Raw genomic sequence first — 16,556 nt, forward strand, 5'->3', positions numbered from 1 at the left:
ACCACAGGGTGTGCAGGCACGCGAGGAGGCTGCGGGCCTCGACGTTGAGGCAGTTGCCGAAGCGCAGCAGCGTCATCAGCTGGTGCACGGTGAGCCGGCGACCGTGGCCCCCGCTCGCGTGAGCGCGGCGACCGTGGTGACCGCGGCGACCGCGGCCCCCGTCAGTCGTCGGCGCCTGCCTCGTCGGAGGGCGGCTCGGACGAGGGCGGCTCCGCCGAGGGTGGCGAGGACGGTGGCGAGTTCCGTCGTCGGCGGAACCGGCACAGCTGAGACATGGTGAGTCGACCGCTGACCCAGACGTTGGCAGATGACCCGCTGGGTGGCACGGTGCGCCGCACCGTGCTGCCCAACGGGCTGCGCATCCTGACCGAGGCAATTCCGTCGATGCGAAGCGTGTCGTTCGGCGTCTGGGTCGGCATCGGCTCACGGGACGAGACCCCGGCTCTGTCCGGGGTGTCCCACTTCCTCGAGCACCTGCTCTTCAAGGGCACCAAGCGGCGCAGCGCGCTGGACATCTCCTCGCAGATCGAGGCGGTCGGCGGGGAGACCAACGCGTTCACCGCCAAGGAGTACACGTGCTACTACGCGCGCGTGCTCGACGCCGACCTGCCGCTCGCCATCGACGTGGTGTGTGACCTGGTCATCGACTCGGTGCTGACCGACGCGGACGTCGAGACCGAGCGTGGCGTGATCCTCGAGGAGATCGCCATGCACGACGACGAGCCCGGCGACGAGGTGCACGACGTCTTCACCGAGGCGATCTTCGGCAACCACCCGCTGGGCCGGCAGATCTCCGGCACCGTGTCGAGCATCTCGGCGCTGACCCGCAAGCAGATCGACGGCTTCTACCGCCGGCGGTACCAGCCGTCGCAGATGGTCGTGGCCGCCGCCGGCAACCTCGACCACGCGAAGGTCGTCAAGGCGGTCCGGGCGGCGTTCTCGGGCCTGTCGGACCCCACGGACCCGGCGTCGCGGCGCTCCCGCACCACGAAGGTGCCGTCCCGGTCCGGGCAGATCGTGGTCCGCAACAAGGACACCGAGCAGGCGCACGTGGTGCTCGGCTGCGTGGGGTACCCGCGGCAGCACGACAACCGCTTCGCCCTCGGCGCGCTGAACAACGTGCTCGGCGGCGGCATGTCGAGCCGGCTGTTCCAGCAGATCCGCGAGCAGCGCGGGCTGGCCTACTCGGTCTACTCCTTCACGTCGCAGTACAGCGACGCCGGGCTCTTCGGGGTCTACGCCGGCTGCGCGCCCGGCAAGGTCGAGGAGGTCCTCGCCATCACCCGGGACGAGCTGGCCAGGGTCGCGGAGGAGGGCGTCACCGACGCGGAGGTCGAGCGCGGCAAGGGCATGCTCAAGGGCGCCGTCGTGCTGGGCCTGGAGGACACCGGCTCCCGGATGAGCCGCCTCGGCAAGGGTGAGCTGCTGTATGACGAGCTGCTCTCCGTCGACGAGGTGCTGCGCCGGGTCGACCTCGTCACGCCCGAGATGGTCCGTCAGGTGGCCGGCGAGCTGCTGTCGCGGCCGATGTCGCTCGCGGTGATCGGTGAGTTCGACGACACCGCCTTCGCGGGAGCTTTGGGATAAATTATCCCGCGTGACTTCGCAGATCAGGGTCGGCGTGCTGGGCGCGCGCGGCCGTATGGGCACCGAGACCTGCCAGGCCGTCTCCGCCGCTTCGGATCTCTCGCTCGTGGCGTCGTTGGACGTCGGTGACACCTTGGCGCCCGATTTCGACGTGCTCGTCGACTTCACCACGCCGGACGCGGTGATGGACACGCTGCGGTGGTGCGTCTCGCATGGCGTGCACGCGGTGGTGGGCACCTCCGGCTTCACCACCGAGCGGCTGGACGAGGTGCGGTCCCTGCTGGCGTCCGCGCCGGGCGTCGGCATCGTCATCGCGCCCAACTTCGCCGTCGGCGCCGTGCTGATGATGGAGTTCTCGGCGCGCGCTGCCCGCTACTTCGAGTCGGTCGAGGTGGTCGAGATGCACCACCCGCAGAAGATCGACGCGCCCAGCGGCACGGCGCTGCGCACCGCCCAGCTCATCGCTTCGGCGCGGGCCTCCGCGGGGCTCGGACCGGTGCCCGACGCCACCACGGAGGAGATGGCGGGGGCCCGCGGCACCGACGTCGAGGGCGTCCCGGTGCACTCGCTGCGGGCCCGCGGGCTGGTCGCGCACCAGGAGGTGCTCTTCGGCGCCGCGGGGGAGACGCTCACCATCCGGCACGACTCGTTCGACCGGAAGTCGTTCATGCCGGGTGTACTGCTCGCCGTCCGCGCCGTCGTCGCCCGGCCGGGACTGACCGTCGGGCTCGGGCCGCTGCTCGACTAGCGTCACGTTGCGTAACCGATTCGCGTTTCGTCTGACGATTCCAGATACTGGGATCCGGAAGCCCCAATTCGGGCGCAACAGGGTCACATCGAGGTAACGGCGGGGTCTTCCTGGGCCTCGAGTGACGTGTGCCAACGGATCTGCGGGATGAGCAGATCATCAACATCGAGTGACCGGCTGACCCCGTCCGGGGCCCAGCCGGAACTCTCCAGAAATCGACGCGTAACACGGTCTTCAGCGAACGTCCAGGCAAGCGCTGTCGTAAATCCGTCAGTACGCCACAAATCGACACTAGCCGCCAGCAATCGGCTGCCGTGGCCGCGCCGTCCCCACCTGGGTTCAACCAGGACATCGGTGATCGCGGCGGCCTTCGTCAAGACGGTGTGATCTTCCTCCGGAGCCAGTGCGGTGTCGTCTGCCGGACCTGACGCGGCAAAACCCACGACGTATGCTGAGGTCGGTCCGGCGCTGGGCGACTCCTGTTGCTCCACCGCGACCAGGACCCGGTGCTCGGGGGTCGGCGGCTCCGTGATTGCGTCCCGCCACCTGCGGGTAATCCAGTCCTCGTCCAGTTGGTCGAGGATGTGTTGGGGCAGGAGTCGCCGATAGGCGACCCGCCAGGTCGTGAGTTGGATTCGCGTGATCTCGACGACGTCGTCGAGTCGCGCCGGTCGGACGAACCCGAGCGTCATGACGCAGCAGCCTACGGATGTGTGTTCCGCGCCACGGAGTGGCCACGGAATTTGTGTGAAGAGCCACGTGGCTGGGTAGCGGCGGCTCGTCACAGTTGGACCCGAGCAACCGTTGAGTCAGGCAGCAGGTAGCCAGCAACGAGCGAGTGGAGGGCAGCACAAGTGGCGGAGCGAGGACGAGTCGCCGTGTTGACGGCCGTCCGGCCCAAGCTTCGGCCCCGGGTCAAGCAGGTGCTCATCGTGGTGGCCGTGTGGGCCGTCGTGTGGGCCTTCTTGTACGTGGCCGCTGCGAGAAACGGGTATTTCGACCTCAAGGTCTACTACGGCGCCATGGACTACTGGGTGAACAAGGGTGGTGACATCTACGACTACCTGGTGCCCGGCACGCCGTACGGCTTCACCTACCCACCGTTCGCCGCCGCGCTGATGTCGCCCATGGCGTTGATCGGGTGGCACACCGCGATCGCGATCAGCGTGACGATGAACGTCGTCGCCCTCGGCTGCATCGTCACCTGGCTCATCGGCCCGGTCATCAAGCGCCAGGGTTGGCAGTTCTGGTTCTCCCTCGCCATCGCGATGGGCATCGTCGCCGCCTTCGAGCCGGTGCGCGAGACCGTCAACTTCGGCCAGGTCAACATCCTGCTGCTCTTCATGGTCGTCGGCGACCTGCTGCTGCTGGTCCGCGGGGGCTCGCGCCTCGGCGGCATCGGCATCGGCCTGGCCACCGCGATCAAGCTCACGCCGGGTGTGTTCATCCTGTACCTCGTGGTGACCCGCCGCTGGCGCGCCGCCGCCGTCTCCACGGCCACCGCGGCCGCCGCGACCTGGGCGGCGGCGACCTTCGCGCCGGACGCCTCGCGGGTCTTCTGGACCGACGCGATGTGGAACACCGACCGCGTCGGCTCCGCGACGTTCGTGTCCAACCAGGCGCTCAGCGGCCTCGTCGCCCGCCTGTTCAACCCGGACCCGATGAAGCCGCTGTGGGCGCTGCTCGTGCTCGGCGCGCTCGCCGTCTGGGCGTGGCGGGTCCGCAAGGCGGTCAAGGCCGGCGACGAGCTCGCCGGGCTGGCGCTGACCGGCCTCGTCGGCTGCATGATCAGCCCGATCAGCTGGATCCACCACCTCGTGTGGGTCCTGCCCTCGATGGCGGTCCTGCTCGACCACGCGACCGACCGCAGCACCGAGGCCCGCCGCCGGCGCCACATCATGATCTTCGGGGTGTTCTCGTACCTGCTGCTGTGCAGCCGCACGCCGTGGGCCTTCCACATGAAGTTCGACGGCCTCGGCCTCATCGGCGGCAACGCGTACATCCTGCTCATGATCGCCCTGCTGATCACCCTGCCGATCCGGGAGCCCGCCTCGGAGAGCTCCGGCCCGGCGCGCCGGACCAACCCGGCCACCTCCACCGGCCCGGTCGTCGAGGACGTGCCCGACCCGGACCTCGTCGAGATCGACCGGCGGGTGAGCGCCGCGTTCGACGCGAAGGACGCCGGGGAGCCGTCCCGGCCGCTCGTCGGCGCATAGATCGATCGTTGCAAAGGGGCGGCCTTCGGGCCGCCCCTTTTTTGTCATACCCCGGGGTTAGCCTCGCGGGGTGCTGACACTTACGCAGGCGCGGAGGATCGCTCTCGCCGCCCAGGGCTTCGCCGACAGGGTCCCCACCGGCGTTCCCGAGCGGCGCCACCTGAAGCGGGTCCTCGGCCGCACAGGTCTGCTGCAGATCGACTCGGTGAATGTCGTCCAGCGCGCGCACTACCTGCCCGCCTACAGTCGCCTCGGCCCCTACCCGACCGAGCTGCTCGACAGGATGGCCTATCGGCGCCCCCGCGAGCTGTTCGAATACTGGGCCCACGAGGCGTCCCTCGTCCCGGTCCACCTGCAGCCGGCGCTGCGCTGGCGCATGCAGTCCGGCGCCGCGTGGGGGCGGATGGTCCGCCTGGCCCGCGAGCAGCCCGACCTGATCCGCTGGGTCCTCGAAGAGATCCGTGCGAAGGGCCCCATGACCGCCAACGAGGTCGAGGGCGACCTGGCCAAGCCCCGCAGCAAGGACCACTGGGGGTGGAACTGGTCGGAGACCAAGACCGCGATCGAGTGGCTCTTCTACACCGGCGAGGTCAGCGTCGCCAGCCGCAACTCGTCCTTCGCCCGCGTCTATGACGTCCCCGAGCGCATCTTCCCCGCCGCGGTCCTCGCTGCCCCCACCCCCGACCCGGCCGACGCCTACCGCGACCTGGTCCGCGTCGCGGCCCGCTCGCTCGGCATCGCCGCGGAGGCCGAGCTGCGCGACTACTTCCGCCTGCCGCTGGCCGGCGCCCGCACCGCGATCGCCGAGCTGGTCGAGTCCAGCGAGCTCATCCCCACCGAGGTGGAGGGCTGGCAGCCCCGCGCCTACCTGCACCACGAGGCCCCCACCCCCCGCCGCATCGGCGCGGCCACCCTCGTCAGCCCGTTCGACCCGCTGATGTGGGAGCGGGCCCGCGTGGCGCGGCTGTTCGGCTTCACCTACCGCATCGAGATCTACGTGCCGCCGCTCCAGCGCCTCTATGGCTACTACGTCCTGCCGTTCCTCCTGGGTGACCGGCTGGTGGCCCGCGTCGACCTCAAGGCCGACCGCCGCTCCTCGACCCTGCTGGTGCCGGCCGTGTGGGTGGAGCCCCTGACCGGGCGCGGCGCCCCGTCCCGCCCCGAGGTGGCCTCGGCGCTGTGGGCGGAGCTGCGGCGGTTCGCGGGGTGGTTGGGGCTGGAGCGGGTGGACTTACCCGTCGCGGGTGACTTCGCGGTCGACCTGGCCAAGGCGATGACCGCCTGACCTGACGCCTCCGCTGCTGTCGCATGATCGGCGGCGGGGATGGTGGCTGGGACGGTGTAGCGTGAAGAGCGTGACGTCACCCCTTCAGGCCGCGCCCGTGAGTGACGGGATGGCCGCGCACCTTCTGCCCGGTGGGTCCGCCGCGGACGTGGTCCAGCCCGGCGCGGGTGGTCATGGGGTGCCGCCGTATGGCTACCAGTATGCCTATGTGACACCGCCGAAGGGGCGGCTCGCGAGGCTGGCGGAGCGGACGCCGAGGTGGGTGTCGCCGCTCGGGCTGACGGCGCTGGTGTCCGGCGGGGTGGCCTACACGCTGCTCATGCGGCCGACTCAGGCGGGCGCGACCGACGCGCCGACGTGCGTGATGAAGCTGTTCACCGGGTTCGACTGCCCGGGGTGCGGCGGCACGCGCGCCGCCTGGTACATGCTGCACGGTGACATCCCGGCGGCGGCGCACCACCACGCGATGCTGGTGTTCGCCGCGCCGTTCCTGGCGTACATGTACGCGAGCTGGACCATCAACCGGCTGGCGAACCGTAAGGTGCTGCCGACGATGCAGCTGTCCAGCGGCACGCTGATCGGATTCCTCGTGGCGTGGCTCATATTCTCAGTGGTCAGGAACCTGCCGTGGGCGCCATTCGACTGGCTGTTCGTTTAGTAGGCTCCTGAAATGCTCGAAGCCAAAGCCATCGCCTGGACCCATTTCGAACCGCCCGCGGACGTGCCATGGGACACGGACGCGGACGGCGGTCAGGCGCTGGCGGAGTTCGCGGGCCGGGCGTGCTACCAGTCGTGGAAGAAGCCCAACCCGGCGACCGCGACCAATGAGGGCTACCTGCGGCACATTCTCGAGGTCGGGCACCTGTCGGTGCTGGAGCACGGCACCGTCACGTTCTACCTGACCGGGGTGTCCCGGTCGTTCACGCACGAGCTGGTCCGGCACCGGCACTTCTCCTATTCGCAGTTGTCGCAGCGGTACGTGCCGGGTCGCGAGGCCCAGATGGTCGAGCCGGACGTGATCGCCGAGGACCCGGCGCTGCACAAGGTGTTCGTGGAGGCCTCCGAGGCGGCGCTGCGGGCGTACAACGAGCTGCTGGAGGGCCTGGAGGCCAGGTTCAGCGAGGTCGAGAACGGCACCAGCCGGCGCAAGCAGGCCCGGCAGGCGGCGCGGTCGGTGCTGCCCAACGCGGCCGAGACGAAGATCGTCGTGACCGGCAACTACCGGGCGTGGCGGCACTTCGTGACGATGCGGGCGACGGAGGCGGCGGACGTCGAGATCCGTGAGGTGGCGATCGCCTGCCTCAAGGAGCTGCAGCGCGTGGCGCCGAACGTATTCGCGGATTTCACCATCAGTACGCTGGCTGACGGCACCGAGGTCGCCGCCGCTCAGTACAGCTGGGAATCTTGAGCTGAGCGACCGGAAGGCGTCCGCTAGGTTGTGCGTATGACACGCACCGGTTCCGACCCCGGCCGGCCGTTCGGCCGGCTGCTCAGCGCGATGGTCACGCCATTCCGCGCTGACGGTTCGCTCGACGTCGACGGTGCGGCGCGGCTGGCCGCTCACCTGGTCGACAACCAGGACCATGACGGCCTGGTGGTCAACGGGACCACCGGCGAGTCCGCGACGACCAGCGACGCCGAGAAGGACCAGGTGCTGCGGGCCGTCATCGAGGCCGTCGGCGACCGGGCCACGGTGATCGCCGGCGTCGGCACCAACGACACGCACCACACGATCGAGCTGGCCCGCGCCGCGGAGAAGGCGGGCGCCGACGGTCTGCTCGTCGTCACCCCGTACTACAACAAACCCCCGCAGGCGGGCATCCTCCAGCACTTCCGGTCGATCGGCGACGCCTCCGGGCTGCCGGTGATGGTGTATGACATCCCCGGCCGGACCGGTGTGGCGATCGAGACCGACACCATGTGCCGGATCGCCGAGCACGACCGGGTCGTCGCGGTGAAGGACGCCAAGGGCGACCTCGGCGAGAGCGCCTGGGTGATCAAGCGCACCGATCTGGCGTATTACTCGGGTGAAGACAAGCTGACCCTGCCGCTGCTGTCGGTCGGTGCCGTGGGCGTGGTCGGCGTGCCGACGCACGTGTTCGGGCCGGAGACGAAGCGGATGATCCTGGCGCACGAGGAGGGCGACGTCGCCCGCGCCCGTGCGCTCCACCTGCAGTTGCTCCCCGCGTTCTGCGGGTTCTTCCGCACGCAGGGAGTCATCCTCACCAAGGCCGCCCTGACGCTGCTGGGCCTGCCCGCCGGGCCGGTGCGCCCGCCGCTGGTGCCGGCGAACGCGGCGGAGCTCGGCCGGCTGCGGGAGGATTGCGCTGAGGCGGGCCGCACGATCGGCACCGCAGACCAGATGGCACATCACAACGACCTCGGAGTGGCCCTATGACGGTGGCACACATCGAGCTCGAACCACCGCCGCCCCTCATTCCAGGAGCCCTGCGGGTCACGCCGCTGGGCGGGCTGGGCGCCATCGGGCGCAACATGACGGTGTTCGAGCTCGACGGCAAGCTGCTCATCATCGACTGCGGGGTGCTCTTCCCCGATGTGGAGCAGCCCGGTGTCGACCTGATCCTGCCCGACTTCTCGTCGATCCTCGACCGGCTCGACCAGGTGCAGGCGATCGTGCTCACCCACGGCCACGAGGACCACATCGGTGCCGTGCCGTATCTGCTCGCCCACAAGCCGGACATCCCGCTCGTCGGGTCGAAGTTCACCCTCGCGCTGGTCGAGGCGAAGCTCGCCGAGCGCCGCATCGAGCCGTACACGCTGACGGTCAAGGAAGGCCAGGTCGAGCGGCTCGGGCCGTTCGAGTGCGAGTTCTTCGCGGTCAACCACTCCATCCCGGACGCGCTGGCGGTGGCCGTGACGACGACGGCCGGCACCGTGCTGCACACCGGCGACTTCAAGATGGACCAGCTGCCGCTCGACGGCCGGATCACCGACCTGGCCGGGTTCGCCCGGATCGGTGCCAAGGGCGTCGACCTGCTGCTGTCCGACTCGACCAACGCGGAGATCCCCGGGTTCGTCACCCCGGAGCGGGAGATCGGCCCGGTCCTGGAGCGGACCTTCGGCCGGGCCAAGGGACGGATCATCGTCGCGTCGTTCGCGTCGCACGTGCACCGGGTCCAGCAGGTGTTCGACGCCGCGCACCTGCACGGCCGCAAGGTCGCGCTGATCGGCCGGTCCATGGTGCGCAACATGGGCATCGCCCGCGACCTGGGGCTGCTGCGGATCCCCGCGGGGCTGCTGGTGCCGATCGACGAGGCGATGGGGCTGCCCGAGGACCGGGTCGTGCTGATGTCGACCGGCTCGCAGGGTGAGCCGATGAGCGCCCTCGGCCGGATGGCCAACGGCGACCACCGGCACGTGCAGATCGGCGAGGGCGACACGATCGTGCTCGCGTCGTCGCTGGTGCCGGGCAACGAGACCGCGGTGTACCGCGTGATCAACCAGCTGTCCCGGGCCGGCGCGCTCGTCGTGCACAAGGACGTCGCCAAGGTCCACGTGTCCGGGCACGCACCCGCCGGTGAGCTGCTCTACCTGCTCAACGTGGTGCAGCCGCGCAACTTCATGCCGGTCCACGGCGAGTGGCGGCACCTGCGGGCGCACGCCCAGCTCGCCCGCGACGCCGGCGTCCCCGACGACCGGGTCGTGCTTTGCGAGGACGGCGACGTCGTCGACCTCGTCGACGGCAAGGCCTCCCTCGTCGGTCACATCCGGTCGCGGTACGTGTACGTCGACGGCCTCGCCATCGGCGACGTCGGCGAGTCGCTGCTCACCGAGCGCCGCATACTCGGCGACGGCGGGTTCATCGCGGCGACCGTGGTCATCGACTCGGTGACCGGCAAGGTCGTCGCCGGCCCGACCGTGTCGGCCAAGGGCTTCTCCGACGACCCGGCGGTGTTCGCCGCGGTGCTGCCGCTGGTCACCGAGGCGCTCAACAAGGCCGCGACCGAGGGCATCACCGATCCGCACCAGCTGCAGCAGATCGTGCGGCGCACCGTCGGCCGCTGGGTCAACGAGGCGTACCGGCGCCGGCCGATGATCGTCCCGACGGTGGTGGAGGTCTAGCGAGATGTACGAGGTGCTGGCGTCCACCGTGCTCGTCGTGCACTTCGGCTATCTCGCGTACGTGGTGCTGGGCGGGTTCCTCGCCTGGCGCTGGCCCAGGGCGTTGTGGCCGCATCTCGCGGCCGCCGCCTGGGGCCTCGCCGTGGTGAGCATCCCGCTCACCTGCCCGTTGACGCTGGTCGAGCACTGGGCCCGCCGCAAGGCCGGCGAGACCGGCGTCGGGCGCGGCTTCATCGACCAGTACATCGAAGGCGTCCTCTATCCGGAGCGCTACACCCACCTGTTGCAGGTTTTGGTGGGTGTACTGGTGGCGGTGTCCTACGCCGGAATCTACGTGCGCTACAGAAAGCGCCGGAACACGACCCGCCGCTCCGAAGAAATGTCGGAGCCTACCGCTACGGTGTGACCATGGCGGGCCGCACCTCTCAGGCCGGCCGCGGTGGCACCCCCAGCGCCCGCGGCGGCTCGAGCACGCCGTCCAAACGGACGACTCCGGCAAAGCGGACTGCTGCGGCTTCGACCACCCGCTCGACCTCGGCTTCGACCTCCCGGGCCGCCGCCAAGCGGGCTCCCGCGGCGCGTCGCACGGTGACGCCACGGGCGCGGCGGCGCAGTGGCGCCATGGTCGCCACGCCGCTCGGGCTGCTCGGGCGGGGCATGATCGCGGTCTGGATGGGTGTCGCGCACGGTGTCGGCTGGGCCGCGCGGGCCGTGGGCCGCCAGGCGGCCAGCGCGCGCGGGCTCGACCCCGAGCACCGCCGCGACGGCGCCGGCCTGGGCCTCATCGGCCTCGCCGTGCTGCTCACCGCCGCGCTGTGGTTCCAGTCCGCCGGGCCCGTCGGGCACTGGCTCGCCGGCATCTGCCACACGTTCATCGGCGGCGCCGCGGCGATCCTGCCGGTGCTGCTGGTCGTCGGCGGCATCCGGGTCATGCGCTCCGACCCCGAGGAGGACCACCGCGGCCGCGGCCTCGTCGGCTGGAGCGCGCTCTTCCTCGGCGGCACCGGCCTCATGCACCTCGCGGCCGGCAGCCCCGAGGCCCCCCAGCTCATGGACAAGGCCGGCGGGCTGCTCGGCCGCGCCGCCGGCGGCCTGCTGGAGAAGGCCGTGACCTCCTGGGTCGCGGTCCCGCTGCTGCTCCTGCTCTCCGGGTTCGGCCTGCTGGTCGTCACCGCCACCCCGATCAGCCGCATCCCGCAGCGCTGGCGGCAGCTGCGCGATCTCGCGCTCGGCCGCGTCGAGGACCCGACCCTCGACGTCGACGAGGAGTTCGAGGAGCTCTACGAGGAGCCGGAGCCGCGCCCGGCGCGCCGCGCGCCGGCCCGCCGCCGGCAGGCCGCGCTGCCGCACCCGCTGGACGACGAGGAGGGCCCGCTCGGCTACGACGCCTCGGCGCCCGACCTGGGCTCCGGCGACGACGCGATCGTGCACGACACCGTCGTGCTGCCGCGGCCGGCGGCCGCCTCGCGCAAGAAGGCCAAGGAGAAGGAGCGGGAGAAGGATCCGCCGGAGCACTCGCCGCTGCCGACCCGCGCCGAGCAGCTCGCGCTCACCGACACCGACTACAAGCTGCCGCCGCCCGACCTGCTCGGCACCGGCGACGCCCCGCGCGGCCGCACCCGGGCCAACGACGAGGTGACCGCGGCGCTGCAGGGCGTGTTCGAGCAGTTCGGCGTCGACGCGCTCGTCACCGGCTTCACCCGCGGCCCGACGGTCACGCGCTATGAGGTCGAGGTCGGCCACGGCGTCAAGGTCGAGCGGATCACCGCCCTGTCGCGCAACATCGCCTATGCGGTGAAGTCGCCCGACGTGCGCATCCAGAGCCCGATCCCCGGCAAGAGCGCCGTCGGCGTCGAGATCCCCAACCCCGACCGTGAGAATGTCGCGCTCGGCGACGTGCTGCGCTCGCGCGTCGCGGCCGGCGACCACCACCCGCTGATCGTGGCCCTCGGCAAGGACATCGAGGGTGGCTATGTGGTGGCCAACCTGGCGAAGATGCCGCACATCCTGATCGCCGGCGCGACCGGCGCGGGCAAGTCGAGCTGCCTCAACTCGCTGCTCGTGTCGCTGCTGACCCGGGCGACGCCCGACGAGGTGCGGCTGCTGCTGGTCGACCCGAAGCGGGTCGAGCTGACCAGCTATGAAGGCATCCCGCACCTGGTCACGCCGATCGTCACCAACCCGAAGCGGGCCGCCGACGCGCTCGACTGGGTCGTGCGCGAGATGGACATGCGCTATGACGACCTGGCCGCCGCCGGCGTCCGCCACATCGACGACTACAACCGCAAGGTCCGCGCCGGGCAGATCACGGCGCCGCCGGGCAGCGAGCGGGTGATCCGCCCTTACCCGTATCTGCTGGTCGTCGTCGATGAGCTCGCCGACCTCATGATGGTCGCGCCGCGCGACGTCGAGGACTCGGTGGTGCGCATCACGCAGCTCGCCCGCGCGGCCGGCATCCACCTGGTCCTCGCCACGCAGCGCCCGAGCGTCGACGTCGTCACCGGTCTCATCAAGGCGAATGTGCCGTCGCGGCTGGCGTTCGCGACGTCGTCGCTCGCCGACTCCCGCGTCATCCTCGACCAGCCGGGCGCCGAGAAGCTCATCGGCCGCGGCGACGGCCTCTTCCTGCCGATGGGCGCCTCGAAGCCCATCCGCATCCAGGGCGCCTGGGTCAGCGAGACCGAGATCAACGACATCGTCAAGTTCTGCAAGGAGCAGCGCGAGCCCGAGTTCCGCGACGGCGTCACCACCAAGCCCGAGGACACCAAGAAGAAGGTCGACGAGGAGATCGGCGACGACCTCGACCTCCTGCTCCAGGCCATCGAGCTCGTCGTCACCAGCCAGTTCGGCTCCACGTCCATGCTGCAACGCAAGCTGCGCGTCGGCTTCGCCAAGGCCGGCCGCCTCATGGACCTGATGGAGACCCGCGGCATCGTCGGCCCCTCCGAGGGCTCCAAGGCCCGCGACGTCCTCATCAAGCCTGACGAGCTCCCCGAGGTCCTCACCACTCTGAAGGACTCGGAAGACGACGCCTGACCCCGCTGCCGTGACGGCGACGCGCAAGCTCCGCGTCGACTCGCCAAGGCCGGCCGTCCACCTGGGCTTGATGGGGACCCGCGGCATCGTCAGCCCCTCCGAGGGCTTCAAGGTCCGCGACGTTCTCATCAAGCCTGATGAAGGACTTCGAAGACGGCGCCTGACCTCGCTGCCGCGTAGCGGCTGCTGCTCTCGCGGCGGGGTCGTGCAAGCTGCGTGCCGGCTTCTCCAAGGCCGGCCTCAAGGACTAAGGGAGACCCGCGGCGTCGTCGGCCCATCCGAGGGCTCCAAGGCCCGTGACGTCCTCGTCAAGCGTGACGAGCTCCCCGAGGTCCTCACCGCTCGGATGGACTCCGAAGACGGCGCCTGACCTCGCTGCCGCGCGAGCGGCTACCACATTCGCGGCGGGGGCCGGGCGACCTGCGTGTCGGCTTCGCCAAGGCCGGCCGCCTCATCGACTTGAGAGAGTTCCGCGGCATCGTCGGCCCCTCCGAAGGTCCAAGGCCCGCGACGTTTTTCCTGAGGTCCTCACCGCTTGAAGGACTCCGAAGACGGCGCCTGACCCCGCTGCTGGACAAGCGGCTGCCACTCCGCGGCGGGGGCTTGCAAGCTCCGCGTCGGCCTCGTCAAGGCTGGCCGCCTCGTGGCTTCATGGAGACGTGCGGTGTCGACGGCTCTTCCAGGGCCATCCAAGGGGCGTGACGTTCTTTCAAGCCCTGACGAGCTTCCTGAGGTGCGCGCCGCTCAAGGCCGCTGAAGTCGGCGTCTGACCGGTGCCGCTTCCCTTGGCGGGGGACGCGCGAGCTGCGTGTCGGCTTCGTCAAGGCTGGCCGCTCTTGTGGGATTCGTGGGGACCGGCGGAGGCTCTCCGAGGGCTCCAAGGCCCGTGACGTTGTGATCAAGCCCGACGGCCTTCCTGAGATCCTCGCGGCTCTCAAGGACTCCCACCCGCTCCCCGCACCGCAATCCACGACACGCGATCCGCTGGCCGTGATCCGCTGGCCGCGGGCCGCGCCGCACGGGCGCGAAGTGCGGGGCGAGGGCGGGGTGTGTCGCGGGCGTGGTCTGCTGCGAGCGGACGGGCCGGGTTGCCAGGGGCGGGGGTGCGCGATGGGGAGCGTTGGCGGTGGCTGGGTCCTGCTCGGTGGCTGCCGTGTTGCTCATTGCCGTCTTCGGATGGAGTCAGTTGATCGGGGCCGGTTGAAGCCCCGCTGATCTTTGTGGCCGTGGGCGTGGTCGAAGGATGGGGCTGGTCGCCATCGTGGCCAGATCTGTCCTTTTGATCAATGGGCGTGCGGAGGTCGCCCGGTTGTCGCGTCGGGGGTCGGTGGCCGGGGGCAAGGAATGCCGCGGGCGTGGCGGCGATCAGCACGGTTGACGTGAACAAGGGCGCGGGTCGTCGACGAGCGGCAAGCGTTCGGGGGCTCGTGTGCTCTAGGTGACGCTGGGGGCGGGGTGGTGCTGGGGGGTGAGGGGACGATGCGACAGTCCGGGGGGAGGGCCGGCGCGCGGGATGGGTGGGTGACATGGGTGAGTGGGTGAGGGCGGTCGTGCTCGGGGAGGGCGCGCCGTGGTGAGGTGGGCGTGTTAGCGGCGTTCGTGCCGATCTGGGCGCTCACCGCTGTCGGTTACGTCGCCGGGCGGACCGGGGTGTTGGGGCTCGGGGCCGTGGACGTGCTCGGGCGGTTCGTGTTCTACGTGGCGATGCCCGCGGCGCTGCTTGACACGTTGAGTCGGCGGCCGGTCGGCGGGCTTGCGGGGGCGGGGATTGCCGCGTTCGTGGGTGCCACGGTGGTGGTGGGCGCGTTCGGGTTCGGGGTGGCGCGGTGGGTGTTCCGGCGGTCGTTGGGGGAGCAGACCATCGCGGGCATGGCGGCCGGGTACGTCAACGCGGGGAACCTCGGCATCCCGGTGGCGGTGCAGGTGTTCGGGGACGCGTCGTTCATCGCGGTGGTGCTGCTCATCCAGACGACCATCCTCACGCCGGTGATCCTGGGGACGCTGGACCTGGCGCGGGTGGAAGAAACTGACGGGCGGGCGTGGCGGCGGCTGGTGACGGTGCCGCTGCGGAGTCCGGTGATGCTGGCCTGCGTCGCCGGGGTGGCGCTCGGGGCTGCGGGGTTGAAGCTGCCGCCGCTGCTGGCCGGGGTCGCGGCGCTGCTCGGCGACGCCGCGGTGCCGTCCGCCCTCGTTGCGCTGGGGTTGTCGCTGGTGCGCGCGAACGACCCCGACCAGGCGCCCGCCCGGCCGGTGGAGGTGGCGCTGTCGGTGGTGCTCAAGTCGTGCGTCCAGCCGCTCGTGTGCTTCCTGCTCGCCAGGTACGTCTTCGGGCTGCACGGCGCAGGGCTGTTCGCGGCGGTGCTGTGCGCCGCGCTGCCGACCGCGCAGAACACGTTCGTGTTCGCCCGTGCGTACGGGGTGGACGGCCGCTTCCCGCGGGACGCCGTCGTCGCGTCCACGGCGGTGTCGATGGTGACGCTGACGGTGGTGGCTGTGCTGCTGGGATGATTGGTCGGGTGGATGCCGATGCGATCGCAGCGCTGGCCGAGCCGCAGCGCCGGGCCGTGTACGAGTACGTCGCCCGGAGCGGGGAGGCGGTCAGCCGGAACGCGGTCTCGGACGGGCTGGGCATCGGGCGGACCCTGGCCGCGCACCATCTGGACCGGCTGGCCGAGGCGGGCCTGGTCGAGGTGTCGTTCGCGCGGGTCAACGGGCGCAGCGGGCCCGGCGCGGGGCGGCCGTCGAAGCTGTACCGGCGAGCCGCGGCCGAACATGAGCTGAGCCTGCCGCCGCGGGACTACCGGACCCTGGCCACGGTGTTCGCCGACGCCGTCGAGGAGGCCGGGGTGGAGCCGGTCCTGTACGAGGCGGCCCGCCGGCAGGGCGAGCGCCTGAAGCGCGACGCGACAGGCGACGAGGAGCTGCTGCGGGGGCTGGGGTACGAGCCGTACGAGGACGGTGCGGTGTGGCGGCTGCGGAACTGCCCGTTCGACGGGGTGGCGAAGACGCACGCGGCGCTGGTCTGCGGGGCGAACCTGGCGCTGCTGGAAGGGGCGCTCGGGGACCGGGTCCAGATCGACCCCCGGCCGGACGGGTGTTGTGTGACCGTTAGGCGGTACCAAAAATAACCACGGTTAGTTTTAGAATGACGCCATGACCTTCCACCTCGCGCAGCTGAACGTCGGCCGGACCGTCGGGCCGAAGGACGACCCTCGCATGGCGGGCTTCTACGGGGACCTCGACCGGATCAACGCCATCGCCGACGGCTGGCCGGGGTTCGTCTGGCGGCTCGTCGACGACGGCGGGGCGGACGCGACCTCGCTGCGGCCGTTCGGCGGCGACCTGCTCGTCAACCTGTCCGTGTGGGAGAGCCTCGAGACGCTGCGGGACTTCACGTTCCGCAGCGGTCACCTCGACGTGCTGCGACGGCGGCGCGAGTGGTTCGTGCCACTCGGGGACGTGTACGCCGTCAACTGGTGGATCCCGGCGGGGCACATCCCGACGGTCGAGGAGGCGGGAGAGCGGCTGGACCTGCTGCGACGCAACGGCCCGTCATCCGATGCGTTCACGTTCCGCGACCCCTTCCCCGCAGCCTGAGCCC

Annotated in this window: 14 protein-coding genes; 13 read left to right on the top strand and 1 reads right to left on the bottom strand. The window is 70.8% G+C overall.

Annotated features, from left to right (window positions below; genetic code table 11):
• Window positions 1-273: 273 nt before the first annotated feature.
• Both AB0J72_RS24105 and dapB read left to right on the top strand, forming a co-directional pair.
• A complete protein-coding gene (locus AB0J72_RS24105) occupies window positions 274-1,587 on the top strand; it encodes a pitrilysin family protein (RefSeq protein WP_363402220.1) in 1,314 nt (437 codons plus the stop codon).
• 10 nt (window positions 1,588-1,597) lie between these two features.
• Window positions 1,598-2,335, top strand: coding sequence for a 4-hydroxy-tetrahydrodipicolinate reductase (gene dapB / locus AB0J72_RS24110; RefSeq protein WP_363402222.1), 738 nt, complete (start codon window positions 1,598-1,600; stop codon window positions 2,333-2,335).
• An 83-nt stretch (window positions 2,336-2,418) separates the two neighbouring features.
• On the opposite strand, the gene AB0J72_RS24115 is transcribed toward dapB, so the two are convergent.
• Window positions 2,419-3,027 (bottom strand): GNAT family N-acetyltransferase, encoded by a 609-nt coding sequence (locus tag AB0J72_RS24115; RefSeq protein WP_363402224.1) that lies wholly within the window; start codon window positions 3,025-3,027, stop codon window positions 2,419-2,421.
• 186 nt (window positions 3,028-3,213) lie between these two features.
• Here AB0J72_RS24115 and AB0J72_RS24120 point away from each other — a divergent pair, with 186 nt between their 5' ends.
• From AB0J72_RS24120 to AB0J72_RS24170, 11 genes are all read left to right on the top strand, one after another.
• On the top strand, window positions 3,214-4,551 hold the full coding sequence (locus tag AB0J72_RS24120) for a glycosyltransferase 87 family protein (protein WP_363402226.1): 1,338 nt from the start codon (window positions 3,214-3,216) through the stop codon (window positions 4,549-4,551).
• Between the two features lie 70 nt (window positions 4,552-4,621).
• Window positions 4,622-5,836, top strand: a complete 1,215-nt coding sequence (locus AB0J72_RS24125) for a crosslink repair DNA glycosylase YcaQ family protein (protein WP_363402227.1) — start codon at window positions 4,622-4,624, stop codon at window positions 5,834-5,836.
• A gap of 109 nt (window positions 5,837-5,945) precedes the next feature.
• Window positions 5,946-6,494, top strand: coding sequence for a DUF2752 domain-containing protein (locus AB0J72_RS24130; protein WP_363402489.1), 549 nt, complete (start codon window positions 5,946-5,948; stop codon window positions 6,492-6,494).
• 12 nt (window positions 6,495-6,506) lie between these two features.
• Window positions 6,507-7,244, top strand: a complete 738-nt coding sequence (gene thyX / locus AB0J72_RS24135) for an FAD-dependent thymidylate synthase (RefSeq protein WP_363402229.1) — start codon at window positions 6,507-6,509, stop codon at window positions 7,242-7,244.
• Between the two features lie 36 nt (window positions 7,245-7,280).
• The gene (gene dapA / locus AB0J72_RS24140; RefSeq protein WP_344507815.1) at window positions 7,281-8,234 is read left to right on the top strand and encodes a 4-hydroxy-tetrahydrodipicolinate synthase; all 954 of its coding nucleotides are present in this window, start codon (window positions 7,281-7,283) and stop codon (window positions 8,232-8,234) included.
• A complete protein-coding gene (locus AB0J72_RS24145) occupies window positions 8,231-9,919 on the top strand; it encodes a ribonuclease J (RefSeq protein WP_360559686.1) in 1,689 nt (562 codons plus the stop codon). The genes dapA and AB0J72_RS24145 overlap by 4 nt, the downstream gene beginning before the upstream one ends.
• A gap of 4 nt (window positions 9,920-9,923) precedes the next feature.
• Entirely contained in the window at window positions 9,924-10,325 is a 402-nt protein-coding gene (locus AB0J72_RS24150) for a DUF2784 domain-containing protein (protein WP_363402232.1), read from the top strand.
• Between the two features lie 2 nt (window positions 10,326-10,327).
• Window positions 10,328-12,955: a DNA translocase FtsK 4TM domain-containing protein gene (locus tag AB0J72_RS24155; RefSeq protein ID WP_363402234.1), complete on the top strand. Its 2,628-nt coding sequence runs from the start codon at window positions 10,328-10,330 to the stop codon at window positions 12,953-12,955.
• A gap of 1,584 nt (window positions 12,956-14,539) precedes the next feature.
• Complete coding sequence (locus AB0J72_RS24160; RefSeq protein ID WP_363402236.1) at window positions 14,540-15,463, top strand: AEC family transporter; 924 nt, start codon at window positions 14,540-14,542, stop codon at window positions 15,461-15,463.
• 8 nt (window positions 15,464-15,471) lie between these two features.
• Window positions 15,472-16,083: a helix-turn-helix domain-containing protein gene (locus AB0J72_RS24165; protein ID WP_363402238.1), complete on the top strand. Its 612-nt coding sequence runs from the start codon at window positions 15,472-15,474 to the stop codon at window positions 16,081-16,083.
• Window positions 16,084-16,108: 25 nt separating this feature from the next.
• Window positions 16,109-16,552 carry a DUF3291 domain-containing protein gene (locus tag AB0J72_RS24170; RefSeq protein WP_363402240.1) on the top strand — a complete coding sequence of 148 codons (444 nt, stop codon included), beginning with the start codon at window positions 16,109-16,111 and terminating at the stop codon, window positions 16,550-16,552.
• The last annotated feature ends 4 nt before the right edge of the window (window positions 16,553-16,556 follow it).

The organism is Dactylosporangium sp. NPDC049742 (genome assembly GCF_040674675.1).
Classification (GTDB): Bacteria; Actinomycetota; Actinomycetes; order Mycobacteriales; family Micromonosporaceae; genus Dactylosporangium; species Dactylosporangium maewongense.

What these genes read in the sequence shown, in the direction of transcription:
- AB0J72_RS24105 (WP_363402220.1), top strand. Translation starts at nt 274, where the DNA reads ATGGTGAGTCGACCGCTGACCCAGACGTTGGCAGATGACCCGCTGGGT.
- AB0J72_RS24115 (WP_363402224.1), bottom strand. Translation starts at nt 3,027, where the DNA reads ATGACGCTCGGGTTCGTCCGACCGGCGCGACTCGACGACGTCGTCGAG.
- AB0J72_RS24130 (WP_363402489.1), top strand. Translation starts at nt 5,946, where the DNA reads ATGGCCGCGCACCTTCTGCCCGGTGGGTCCGCCGCGGACGTGGTCCAG.
- thyX (WP_363402229.1), top strand. Translation starts at nt 6,507, where the DNA reads ATGCTCGAAGCCAAAGCCATCGCCTGGACCCATTTCGAACCGCCCGCG.
- dapA (WP_344507815.1), top strand. Translation starts at nt 7,281, where the DNA reads ATGACACGCACCGGTTCCGACCCCGGCCGGCCGTTCGGCCGGCTGCTC.
- AB0J72_RS24145 (WP_360559686.1), top strand. Translation starts at nt 8,231, where the DNA reads ATGACGGTGGCACACATCGAGCTCGAACCACCGCCGCCCCTCATTCCA.
- AB0J72_RS24150 (WP_363402232.1), top strand. Translation starts at nt 9,924, where the DNA reads ATGTACGAGGTGCTGGCGTCCACCGTGCTCGTCGTGCACTTCGGCTAT.
- AB0J72_RS24155 (WP_363402234.1), top strand. Translation starts at nt 10,328, where the DNA reads ATGGCGGGCCGCACCTCTCAGGCCGGCCGCGGTGGCACCCCCAGCGCC.
- AB0J72_RS24170 (WP_363402240.1), top strand. Translation starts at nt 16,109, where the DNA reads ATGACCTTCCACCTCGCGCAGCTGAACGTCGGCCGGACCGTCGGGCCG.